Annotated in this window: 7 protein-coding genes; all 7 read right to left on the reverse strand. The window is 74.6% G+C overall.

All coding sequences use genetic code 11. The features are described from left to right. Positions 1-22 precede the first annotated feature (22 nt). Positions 23-286 carry an acyl carrier protein gene (locus ACWDD7_RS13915; RefSeq protein WP_351874880.1) on the reverse strand — a complete coding sequence of 88 codons (264 nt, stop codon included), beginning with the start codon at positions 284-286 and terminating at the stop codon, positions 23-25. Then, positions 283-2193 (reverse strand): HAD-IIIC family phosphatase, encoded by a 1911-nt coding sequence (locus ACWDD7_RS13920; protein WP_450457492.1) that lies wholly within the window; start codon positions 2191-2193, stop codon positions 283-285. Before ACWDD7_RS13920 ends, ACWDD7_RS13915 begins: the two co-directional genes overlap by 4 nt. Before the next feature lie 24 nt (positions 2194-2217). After that, on the reverse strand, positions 2218-3234 hold the full coding sequence (locus ACWDD7_RS13925) for a 3-oxoacyl-ACP synthase III family protein (protein WP_450457493.1): 1017 nt from the start codon (positions 3232-3234) through the stop codon (positions 2218-2220). A gap of 72 nt (positions 3235-3306) precedes the next feature. After that, on the reverse strand, positions 3307-4785 hold the full coding sequence (locus tag ACWDD7_RS13930; protein WP_351874888.1) for a M20/M25/M40 family metallo-hydrolase: 1479 nt from the start codon (positions 4783-4785) through the stop codon (positions 3307-3309). A gap of 60 nt (positions 4786-4845) precedes the next feature. Further along, a complete protein-coding gene (locus ACWDD7_RS13935) occupies positions 4846-10197 on the reverse strand; it encodes a condensation domain-containing protein (RefSeq protein WP_450457494.1) in 5352 nt (1783 codons plus the stop codon). A gap of 16 nt (positions 10198-10213) precedes the next feature. Beyond that, the gene (locus ACWDD7_RS13940; RefSeq protein ID WP_450457495.1) at positions 10214-11455 is read right to left on the reverse strand and encodes an MFS transporter; all 1242 of its coding nucleotides are present in this window, start codon (positions 11453-11455) and stop codon (positions 10214-10216) included. Next, positions 11452-12210, reverse strand: a complete 759-nt coding sequence (locus tag ACWDD7_RS13945; protein ID WP_450457497.1) for a thioesterase II family protein — start codon at positions 12208-12210, stop codon at positions 11452-11454. The genes ACWDD7_RS13940 and ACWDD7_RS13945 overlap by 4 nt, the downstream gene beginning before the upstream one ends. Positions 12211-12226 lie beyond the last annotated feature (16 nt).

Below are 12226 nucleotides of genomic sequence, written 5' to 3' on the forward strand. Positions count from 1 at the left end.
CGGGGCGCGGCGGCCGGGGCGGTCATCGCTGCCGCCCGTCGGCCGCGGCGTCGATCAGGCCCGCGAGGCCGTCGACCGTCTCGGTGCCGAGGTAGGTGCGCAGGTCGAGCTTGACGCCGAAGTGCTCTTCCACGGCGGTGAGCAGGCGCAGCGCGGCGAAGCTGTTCCAGTGGCCGAGGGCGTCGAAGCGGGTGTCCCCCGTGAGCTGCCCTGCGGGCACGTCGGTGACGCCGGAGATCACCTCGGCCAGTGCCGTGGAGGCCGGGGCGGCGGTGTGGTCGCTCATGGGATGCGGTGTCCTTCGCGGGAGTCGGAGAGGGCCGGGGCGGTGACGGTGGTGGTGATCCACGCGGCCGTGGACAGGGGTCCGGAGTCCAGCGCGAGGACCCGGCGTCCGGCGCCGTCGGCCTCCGGCGCGGCCGGGGCGAAACCGGCCTCGTCGAGGAAGCGGGCGGCGGGCCCGTTGCGCGGGGTGCTGCGGAAGTCGGCCTCCAGGCGGTGCGCGCCGGCGGCCCGTGCCGCGTCGGCGACGGCGCCGAGGACCGCGTGCTCCACGCCGCGCGCGAAGACCCGGCAGCTCATCACGGCGTTCTCCAGCACCCAGTGGTCGGGGTGGCGGGCGATCCAGAGCGCGCCCACGATCCCCTCGTCGCCGAACCGGTCGGCGACCTCGAAGGCGAGCAGGGCGTGCTCGGGCGAGTGCGCCATGCGCCGGGTCTCGGCCTCCGGGTGGCAGCGGCCGATCAGGTTGAACTGATTGGTGCGACCGCCGAGCTGGACGATCCGCGGCAGCGTGTACTCGTCGGCGGCGCTGAGGGTGACGCGCAGGCCGAGGCCGTGCAGATAGTCCTCGGGCGAGGACTGCTCGGCGCCGAAGCGGTGCCGCTCGGCGCGCGCCCGGTACAGACCGGTGCGCTCCTTGTCGGTGTCCGTCGTGGTGAGCGAGTCGAAGCCGCCCCGGGCGAGAAGGGCGGCCGCGTGCTCGGCCGGGTCGCCCGCCAGGTGGATCACGGTGACCTCGGGAACGGAGTGCCGTACGAGATCGCACTCGAAGGCCGAGTCGTCGGCGAAGACGATGCCGTCGAGGCCGATGTTGAGCTGCTTCGCGATCCGCCGGATGCTCTCGTCCTTGGCGCCCCAGCCGGCCTCGATGGCGACGAAGTCGGAGGCCCGCAGCACGAGTTCGGGGTGTTCGTCGAGGACGCGGGCGACCAGGTCCGGGTCGTTCTTGCTGGCGACGGCGAGCAGCACACCCTGCCGGCGCAGGGCCAGGGCGGTGCGCTGCACGGCGGCGTAGGCGTTGCCCGGGTACATCGGGCCGATCTCGATGTTCTCCGGGCCGTCGTCGCCGAGGACGCCGCCCCACAGGGTGTTGTCGAGGTCGAGGACCAGGCACTTCTTGCCGCGTCCGGTGAACGCGCGGGTGTAGGCGGCCACTTCGGCGGCGTAACGGTGTTCGACGCCGGGCGCCCAGGCCATCTGCGCGAAGGCGTGCAGACGGGCGTCGCGCAGCGGCCCCGGGTGTTCGGCGAGCAGGGTCTCCAGGTCGAGGACGTCGACGCGGTCGGCCCCGTCGGCGAGGTCGAGGATCCGCAGGTTCAGCTCGCGCCACAGCCGCGCGAGGGCGGCGCGGCCCCGGTGCGAGACGACTCGGCGCAGCGCGGCGGCGGGCAGCGGCACCGTGGTCAGCAGGACGGCGCCCGTGGTGCGCGCGGCGTATCCGGTGACGGCGGACGCGAACCGCTCCCAGCGCTCGTCGACCGCCGCGCGCACCGCCGCCCCGTCGCCGGGGTCGTGGTCGCGCGGCAGGAACACCTCCTCGTGCACCGGGCACAGGGTCAGCTCGGCGTCGAACGCGTCGAGGTCGGCCACCGCCCCGCCCAGACGCAGGAGTTGCTGGTCGGGGGCGGCGATCTGGAACTCGGGGGCGAAACCGGCGGCGAGCAGCGCGATCCGCAGCGGTGCGGCCAGCTGGTCGGCGGTGAAGGAGGGTACGAGGGCCACCCGCAGCGGGCGCGGCTCGTGACCCGGCGGGCTCAGCAGCCGGGAGTCCACGGCGGCCAGGATCCGGCCGGCCTCCCGGACCACCGGGATGTCGGAGCTGTCGGCAAGGCGGGCCACGAGGCCCGGGTCGGGGGCGGCGGCGGGTTCGGCCAGGCGCCTGGCCCGGGTCAGCAGGTCGTCGTCAGCCATCGGGTCCTTGGGTCCTTCCAGGGTTCAGATGCGCAGCAGCGTGCAGGTCCAGTGCATGCCGGTGCCCATGCTCAGGAGGGCTACGGTGTCGCCCTCGACGAGTTCTCCGGCCGCCGAAAGGCGTTCCAGGCTGAGGAGTTGGTCGGCCGGACCGAAGTGGCCCATGGACAGGGCGAGTTCGGCGTTGGTGGCCTCCAGCGGGATACCCAGCTCCTTGGCCAGGTCGCGGAAGGCGCCGATGTTGTCGTGCAGATACAGCACCCGCTCCAGTGCGCCGGGGGTCAGCCCGGCGCGGGCGCAGGCCTTCGTGAGCACCTCGCGGTTGCGGGCGTGCATGAGGGTCATGAAGTCGTACGTGGCCCGGCCGTCGCCCGCGAAGAAGGTGTCCATCCGATCGATCAGCGGGGCGATGACGGCCGGTTCGGGAGCGTCGGCGCAGAACGGGCGGGCCGCGCCGCCGGTCTCCATGCGCATGAAGTCGGCGTACCGGCCGTCGCTGATGGTCTCGGTGGCGAGCCATACCCCGGAGCCGTGGCCGCGGCGCAGCACCGCGGCGGCGGCGCCGTCCGAGGAGAGCGAGGTGCCCGTGGCGGTGCGGTCCCAGTACGCCTCCGTGATCCGGTTGGCGGCGACGATCAGGGCCGCGTCGTGGTCGGGGTGGGTGGCGAGGCGTCCGGCGACGGTGTCGAAGGCGGTGACGCCGCCGCCGCAGGCCTGGGCGATCAGGACCGCTTCGGCGCCGGTGGCGCCGAGCCGTCCCTGCAGGGCGGCGGCCGCGTCCCAGTACAGGTACTCGGGGACGTCCGGCAGCGCCAGCACGACCAGGTCCAGGTCGGCCGCGGCCACCTCGGCCCGGCGCAGCGCGGACTCGGCGGCCCGCAGCGCCAGGTCGGTCAGGCCCTCGCCGTCGTCGGCGCGGTGCAGCCGCCGGTAGCCGAGCCCGGTCAGCCTGCGCTCGTCGGCGCCGTACCGCTCGGCGGCCTCCGCCACCGAGACGGGGCGGCCCAGCGCGTGTCCCTGGGCCACGATCCCGAATGACATTCCTCGTCCTTCCCGGGGAGCCGGGGGCGGTGCGCCCCCGGCTCGTGTGCGGTGTACGTCGCTCGGGTGCGGCTACTGCGCCGTGGCCCCGATGTCGGAGGTGTCGACCGCGAAGCGGCCCACGGCCCAGGCCATGGCGCGCGCGTTCTGGTCGAGGATCGTCTTGTTGACCGCGCTGAGGACGTCACAGGACTGGTGGTAGCAGGGGTCGAGCATCTGGCCCGCGGTGCCGCCGAACAGGTCCGCCCACTCCTGGGACTTGACGGTGTCGGCGCCGGCGTTGACACCGCCCGCCGGGATGCCCGCGTTGACGAACGCCGAGTGGTCGGAGCGGCCGTCGAGGACGAGGCCGACCGTGGGCAGGTTCTGCTCGGCGAAGTAGCCGTTGACGAGATCGCTGATCCGCGTGGACCCGGCGGGCGCCGGACCGGTCGCGGTCTGCCCGTTGTAGACCTGGCGGGCGTAGTTCGGCGAGGCGATCATTTCGAGGTTGAGGTAGAGCGCGGTGTGCGCCTTCTCGTCGGCGGTGAGCTGGTCGACGTAGAACTGCGAGCCGGCCAGGCCCTTCTCCTCGGCGGCCCACCAGGCGAACCGCACCCGGTTCTTGAGCTGCGAGCCGTGCTCGGCGAGCTGGACGGCGGTCTCCAGGACGGCGGCGGCGGCCGCGCCGTTGTCGTTGGCGCCGGACGTGGTGTCGACGGTGTCGAGGTGGGCGCCCATGACGACGGTGTGGTCCGCGCTGCCCGTCGGGGTGTCCGCGAGCAGGTTGTACGTCTTCGTCATCTTGTTGTTGCCGCGCAGGTCCAGGTCGAGGGTGACCGGGCCGTTCGCGGCGTCGGCGCGCAGCGCCTCGGACTCGGCCCGGGTCAGGGTCGCCGTCGGGATGCGCGCGTCGCTCGGCGGGACCATGCGGTAGCGCAGGTTCAGGTCCGCGTTGGGCGAGTTGACGTTCATCAGCATGGCCGCCGCGCCGAGCTGCGAGAGGACGAGCTGCTTCTGCGTGATGAAGCAGTCGGTGCCGACGTCGACGAGGACGATCTTGCCCGTGACGTCCTGGCCCGCGTAGTCGTCCGCGCTGCAACCGGTGCTCTTGCCGGCGGGCTGGGCCAGTTCCGCGGTCAGGCCGCCCTCGGGCGTGGAGACGGAGAAGCGGGCGATGACCGGGTGCAGGTCACGGGCGGTGGGTGAGACCTCCGAGCCCTTCTCGGACAGGATGTCGTAGTCGAGGAACTCGAACGGCTGCTTCTTGACCTCGTACCCGGCCTGGGTGAGGGTCTGGGTGATGTAGTCGGCGGAGGCGTCGTAGCCGGCGGTGCCGGAGACACGGGTGCCGCCGTTGTCGAGCGTGGCCTGCTGGATGGCCTGGAGACGCTCATAGGTGTTCGCGCCGGTGACCTCGTGGGACATCACGTCGGCCAGGACGTCGGAGGGCATGTCGGTGGTCTCGGCGCCGGCCGGGGCGGACGCGGCCAGCGGAAGGAGGACGGCGCCCGCCGCCAGGGCGGCCAGCGTCCGCAGACGGAACGGTGTACGCCGGGATCTCGCGTTCATGTGCTGTGGGCTCCTCGCTGCGTGCGGTGCAGGGATCGGTTCGGGTGGTCCCCGGGGGCGTCAGCCCACCGGGCGGTCGGTGAGTGCGGCGGCGTAGGCGTCGGCGAGTCGGCCGACGCGTTCCGCGTCGAAGAGTTCGCCGCTGTAGCGCCACAGGACGGTCAGCCGGTCGCCGTCGACGCTCGGGTAGACCTCCAGCGGGCAGGGCCGCTCCATGTCGGCCGGGCGGTCCCGGCCGACGCGCTCGGTGTCCACGTCGCGCAGCACCCCGTCGCTGGCCCGGAAGGCGGGCGCACCCCAGAAGGAGAACAGCACGCCGGGCACCGGGATGTCGCCGAGCGCCCGGCGCAGCCGGGGGTCGGGGTGGTGGTGGCGCAGCACCTCGAAGTCGAAGCCGCTGCGGGGCACCGCGCGCAGTTCGGCGGCGACGTGGGCACGGTGCGCGCCGCGGTCGCGGCGGCCGGGCAGGGCCAGGGCGAACGGGTAGGTGGTGTTGAAGTAGCCGACGGTGCGGCCCAGTTCGAGGTCGTCGAAGAGGTCCTCGCGGCCGTGGGCGACGAGTTGCACGGCGACCTCGCCGCCGCGCACGCCGAGCCACTCCTGGAAGGCGCCGCCGAGCCCGCTGAGCAGCAGCTCGTAGAGGGTGCCTCCGTCGGCGGCGGGCAGCGGGTGGTGGGTGATCAGCTCGCGGGTGTTGCCCTCGACGCCGCGCGGCCCCTCGGGCACGGTGGCGCGCTGGGCGCCCTCGCCCCAGGCCCGGTCCAGCCAGTAGCCGCCGTCGAGGGCGTCGGGGCGGGTCCGGGCCCAGTGGCCGAGCCGGTCCGCCCACTGGAAGCAGGACGGCCCGGGGGCGCCGAGCGCACGGTCGTCGCCGTCGCGCAGCAGTGCGTCGAGTTCCTCGGTGAGGATGTTCCACGAGTACAGGTCGACGGCGAGGTGGTGCACGACGAGCAGCAGACGGTCGGCCTGCCCGTCCGGCAGCCGGACCAGGGCGGCCCGGGTCACGGGCCCTTCGTAGAGGTCGAGCGCCTCGTGCAGCGCGTCGGCCCGCTCGTCCAGCTCGGCGAGCGCCCGCTCGGCCGTCAGCTCGCGCAGGTCGAACTCCACGACCTCCGGATCCTGCCGGGCGGCGTACTGCCGCAGGCCATCGCCCTCCTCCGTCAGCCGTGTGCGCAGCGCGGGGTGGCGGGCGGCGAGCCCGGCGAGGGCCCGTCGGGCCTCCTCCAGGGTGACCGCGCGGCCGAGGCCGTAGCTGACGCCGTGGTTCCAGTGGTCGGGGCGCTTGGCGCCGCGGGCGAGGAACTCTCGCTGGGGCGGGGTGAGTTCCGCAGGACCGTCGGCTTCGACCAGGGTCCGCTCGGGCTCCGCGTCCAGGACCTCGCGCGCGTCGGCGCCGGCGCGGGACGCGGCGGCGGCCACGGCTTCGACGGTGCGGCCGTCCAGGATGGCGCGGGGGCGCACCGGGTGGCCGAGCCGCTCGGCCTGGGAGGCGATGGCGATGGCGATGAGCGAGTCGCCGCCCAGGTCGAAGAAGTCGTCGGTGACGCCGACCGACTCCCGCTTGAGGTGCTTGGCCCACAACTGGGCGAAGGCGCCTTCGAGTTCGGTGCGCGGCGCCACCTGTGCGGGCCGCTCGGCGCACAGCGCGGCGGTGCGGGCGGCCGGTCCCTGCGCCGCGAGCCGGTCGAGGAGCGCGCGGTAGTCGTCGAGCCAGCCGCGCACGCTGTCGCCCGCGGGGCCGCCGGGGGCGTACTGGGCGGTGGCCCGCAGTTGTGCGCCGTACTCCAGGACGGACAGCTGGACGGGGAAGGTGGCGGCGCCCTGGCCGATGTCGAGGAGTTCGACGCCGGGTCCGCCGCCGGCGAGCGCCCGCAGCGGTTCGACGTCGCTGTTGAAGCCGAACATCGTGGCGGCCAGCGGACGCGCGGAGCCGGGGTGGGCCAGGCGCCGGATGCGGTCGGTGGGCAGGCCCTGGTGGGCGAGGGTGGTCAGGGACGCCTCGCGCACGGCGGCGAGCAGCGCGGCGAACGGCTCGTCGGGGCGCACCTCGACGCGGACGACCAGCGTGTTGGCGTAGTTGCCGACGATCGGCTCGTCGGCGGCGGCCCGCCCGGCCGCCGGGACGGCCACGGTGATGTCGTGCTCCCCCGTGATCCGCCACTGGAGCGCGATCCAGGCGGCGAGCAGCACCATGTGCGGTGTGCACCGCTCGGCGGTCGCCAACTCTCTTACCTGGTTCATCAGTTGGTCATCGAGACGCAGCTCGGCACGACCACCGGTCCCGGCGGCGCCGGGCAGGCCGACCTGGGGGGCGCCCGCCAGATAGCGGGACCAGAACGCGGTGAGCTCCTCGCCCTTGGGCGAGTCGAGCAGCGCCCGCTGTTCGTCGACGTGGTCGAGGAAGGTGCGTGTCCCGCTGTCGCCGGGCCCATCGGCGAGGTCAGCGAAGAGGATGCGCCACGACCAGCCGTCGACGAACAGGTGGTGGTGGGTGAGCAGCAGCACGTCCCGCTCCGCGTCGGCGAACCGGACCCGGATGAGCTGGTGGCGTGCGGGCAGTTGGGCGTACGGGTCGAGCGGCCTCGCCACCTCGTCCCGCAGCCGGGCGAGCAGCGCCTCGTGCCCGTCGGCGGCGGTGTGCGCGGTGAGGTCCCAGTCGAGCCGGTCCAGCGGGATGTGCGCCCGCTCCCGCGGTACGACGTCCTGGCGCGGCCCGTCGTCGGTGTCGCGCAGGTGGGTACGGAGCATCGGGTGCCGGCGCACCAGCGCGGCGAGTCGTGCGGCGAGGTCGTCGGGTTCGGCCGGGCGGTCGAGCAGGAGGGCGGCGGGCACGTTGTAGGCGCCGGTGTCGGGGTCGAGCCGGTCGGCGGCCCAGATGGCGGTCTGCTCACCGGAGAGCGGGCCGCTGTCCGGCGCGGCCCGCGCCACGGCGGGGGCCTCGGGGACGACCATGGCGGCCGCGGGCTCCCCTTCCATGGACGCCTGTTCGGCCACGTACTCGGCGAGTGCGGCGAGGTCCGGCAGGTCGAACAGGTCGAGGACCTCGATCTCGGTGCCGTAGCGCTCGTTGAGGCGGGCCACCAGCTGACTGCCGTTGAGGGAGTTGCCGCCCGCGTCGAAGAAGTCGTCGCTCGGCGCGAGGCCGGGCTCCTTCAGGACGTCGCGGGCGAAGGCGAGGACCGTCTCCTCGATGCCGAGTCCGGGCACGGACTCGGATACGGACACGGATACGGGTACGGGAGCGGCGGCGGGTGCGGCCTCGGCCGTACGCGGCCAGCAGTGCTCCTCGGCCAGGGCCGCCGACGGGAGTTCGACGCGGCGGCGCGGGGCCCGGCCGAGCGCGGCCCGCCAGTCGAGGTCGCGGCCCCGCCCGTAGACCTGGCACAGGGCCGCCACCGGCGAGTCCGCCACCGCCGTCGCGCGCCCGGCGAGCAGCGTCGACAGCGCGCTGCCCGGGGCGAGGTCGAGGACGAGCAGGTGTTCGCCCCGGGCCGCGAGCGCCGTGTCGAGCGCCGCGGCGTCGGGCGGTGCCACCGGCGGCCCCGGCTCGGCCAGCGCGTCCAGCTCGGCCACGAGGGGAGCCCCGCCGGCCACCCGGACCGCGGCCTTGCCGAGGCCGTGCGCGAGCACCAGGTCCGGTACGAGTCCGGCCGCGGCCTGCACGGCCTGGGCGCCGACGAGCGCCACCAGGGCGCGTTGCGCCGCGTTCCACCCGTCGGCCGCCAGATGCGCCTCGGCAGCGGCGACGACGTCCGCGAACCGAGGCTGCGCGGCGGCACGTCGGCGCAACTCGGCCAGGTCGGCGTCGGCCAGGTCGCCGACGGCGAGCACCAGCGCCCCCGCCGACGGCTCCGGTACGGTGTCGCCCCGGCCGTGCAGCGCCGCGTCGAGCCGGTCGAGGAGCTCGGCGCTGTCGCGCACCGCCACCCCGTACCGGTGCGCGAAGTGCTCGCGGCCCACGGTCAGCGTCTCGCTCGCCGCGGCCAGGTCGAACCCGTCGACGTCGGTGGCCACCACGTCGCGCAGGGCGCGCAGTTGCTCGCGCAGACCCCGCTCGGTGGGGGCGGACAGCACCACGGGCCGCTCCGCCGCGGGCTCGGCGTCGGCGCGGTCCGACACGGCACGGCCCTGCTCGATGACCATGTGCGCGTTGGTGCCGCTGAGCCCGAAGCTGCTGAGTCCCGCGATACGGGGGCCGCGCGCCGCGGGCCACGGCTCGGCGCGGTCGGCGATCCGCAGCGGCGTGCCGTCCAGGGCGAGCAGGTCGGAGGGCGCGGTGAAGTGGGCGGTGGGGAAGATCTCTCCGGCCCGGAACTGGGCGAGGACGCGCACGAGGCCGGCGAAGGACGCCATGCAGCCCAGGTGCCCGAGGTTGGCCTTGACGGAGGACAGCGGGCGGACTCCGGCGAAGTCGGGGCCGAACGCGGCGGCCAGCCCCTGGATCTCGATGGGGTCGCCGATCCGGGTGCCGGTGCCGTGCGCCTCGACGTAGCCGATGTCGGCGGGGGTCACGTCCGCGTCCCGCCACGCCGCGGCGACCACCTCGCCCTGCGCGGCCGGGCTGGGCGCGGTCAGTCCCGTGCTGCGGCCCGCGTCCTGGTTGACGGCGCTGCCGCGGATCACGGCGTGCACCGTGTCGCCGTCGCGCAGCGCGTCGGAAAGCCGCTTGACCAGGACGAACCCGCCGCCCTCGCCGTGCATGGTGCCGTCCGCCGCGGTGTCGAAGGGGCGGCACCGACCGGTCCCGGAGAGCACGCCGAGCCCGTCGTCGGCGGCGGCACCGTGCCGTGGCACCGGGCCGAGCACCAGCTCGTAGCCGCCGACGAGGGCGAGGTCGCTCTCGCCCCTGGCCAGCTTCCAGCGCGCCTCGTGCAGCGCCACCAGGAACGAGGAGCAGGAGGTGTCGACGACCTGGGCGGGGCCACGCAGGTCGAGATGGTAGGAGATCCGTCCGGCGGCGTAGGCGTGCAGGCTGCCGGTGGTGGCGGGGCCGCCGCGCTGCTCCTCGGGCGGCAGCAGGTTGAACAGGCTGGGGTGCGGTGCGCCGTAACCGCCCACCAGGACGGCCGTGTTGGTGCCCGCCAGCTCGCCCGGCGCGTAACCGGCGGCGCCGATCGCGCGCACCGCGAGCTGTAGCATGCGCCGCTGGCGCGGGTCGATGAGCTGGGCCTCGGCGCGGGACAGGCCGAAGTAGCGGTGGTCGAAGCCGGTGACGTCCTCGATCCAGCCGCCCGCCCGGTCCTCGGGGGTGGGTGTGAGGCCGGTCGCCTGGACGCGGCGTTCGGGCATGGGGCGCATGGTGTGGCCGCCGGCGCGCAGCAGCGCGGTCAGCGCGGCCCAGTCGGCGGCTTCGGGGAACTCGAACGCGACGCCGATCACGGCGAGTCGGTCAGGTGTGGCGGGGTGGGCCATGGCGATGCCTGCCTCTTCAGCGAGGGTTGACGTCTTGAGGGGCGCGGCTGGTGATGGCGCGGGCGTCCGGCAGGGCGATCACGCCGAGGTTGGCGACGACCACCAGCACCGCCGCGGTCAGCAGCGGCAGCGCCTCGCCGGTCCAGGCCGCGATCGGCGCCGCGACGGCGAGGCCGAGCGGCCGGGCGGCGAACGACAGCAGCGCGTCGTAGGAGTCCGCGCGGGCCAGGGCGTCGGGCGGGAAGTGCCGTTGCATGGTCGTCTGCCACAGCGTGTTGAGCACGCCGATGCCGCACATGGCGATGCCGTACGCCACCGCGTCGGTCCAGGTCGGCCACCGCGCGGCGAAGGTGGTCAGCGGCAGCGCGAGCAGGGCGCCGCACACGGAGGTCGCCACGAGCGGCCGCCCCACACTGAGCCGGGGCGCGACGAACGCGCCGATCAGCATGCCGGCCATGCCCGCCTGGTAGACCACCACCCAGGCGAACTCGCCGCCGAGCCGGTGCACGGCGATCAGCGGGCCCAGCGTCATCAGGACACCGGCGGCCAGGTTGGACACACCGTGCCCGATGAGGTTGGACCAGAACCAGGGGCGGCTGCGCACTTCCTGCCAGCCGTCGGCGAGTTGCCGGAAGAAGCCGGTGCGCGCGTCGCGGCCGGGAACGGTCGCGGGCAGTCCGCCCAGGGTGACGGCGGCACAGCCGAACACCGCGGCGGTGGCGAGAAACGCCCAGCCCGCGCCGACCGCGACGACCAGGACGCCGGCGACCCCGGGCCCGGCGACCAGGGCGATGCCGCGGGCCACCCCGAGGTGGCCGTTGGCCCGCAGTCTGGCCTCCTGCGGCACGGTGGCGGCGACCAGCGGCGACATCGTGGGCGTGCCGAAGGCGATGGCGGCGCCGGTGACCGCGGACAGCGCGGCGAGGTCGAGGACACGTACCGAGCCGAGCAACAGCTCCGCCGCGATGACCAGTTGGGCGAGGCCGCGGACCAGGTCGGCGAGGAAGGCGACCCGCTGGGCGGGGAACCGGTCGGCGACGACCCCGCCGATGGGCAGCAGCACGAGCTGCGGCACCAGTTCGGCGGCGAGCACCAGGCCGAGGTCGGTGGCGCTTCCGGTGGCCTCGATGACGGCGAGGGTGAGGGCGGTCGGCACCAGGGCGGTGGCGAGGAACGACAGGGACCGTCCGACGAGCAGCCGCGGGAAGCCGGGTATCTTCAGGACGCGCGGGGGAACGTGCTCCTTCAGCTCGGTCACGGGCGGGCCGCCAGCCCGGCGCCCAGGGTGTCGAGGAGTTCGCCGGGCGCCTTCAGGAAGGCGTAGTGCCCGCCGGGCAGCACCGGGAAGATGACGTCGTCCGCGTAGTCCTGCCAGCCCCTGAGTTCGTCCTGGGTGACCTCCGGGTCGCCGTCCCAGTGCAGCACGCCGATCGGGAAGGGCACGGGGGTGGGGGCGTCCCTGCGGTAGACGCGGTTGGCGTCGAGGTCCTCCTTGAGGACGGCGAGGGCGAGGTCGAGCAGCTGGGGGTGGGCCAGGCCGCCGCGCAGCAGCGTCAACTCCTCAAGTTCCGCGCGCAGTTCCGCATCGGTCATGTCGAGGAAACGGTCGTGCGGGCAGTGATGCGGGGCGACCTGCGCGGAGACGAAGACGCGTTCGGGCGTCGGCAGTCCGCGCTCGGCGAGCAGCCGCGCCGTCTCGAAGGCGGGCAGCGAGCCCGCGCAGTGCCCGAAGAAGACGAACGGCCGGTCCAGGTGCGGGGCGAGCGCGTCGACGAGCCGCTCGGCGAGGTCCTCGTACGTGCCGTAGTGCGGTTCGCGCAACCGGCCCTCGCGGCCCGGTAGTTGCACCACGCACACCTCGATGCCGTCGTCGGGTCCGAACCGCCTGGGCCAGGCGTTGAACATCGACGCGCCGACGCCCGAGTAGGGGAAACAGAAGACCCGGGCGGCGGCGTCGGTGGCGGGTTTCCTCAGGAGCCAGCGGGAGCTGGGCAGGGCGGTGCCGGCGGACATGGGTGATCCGTCTCGC

The organism is Streptomyces sp. NPDC001056 (assembly GCF_053598955.1).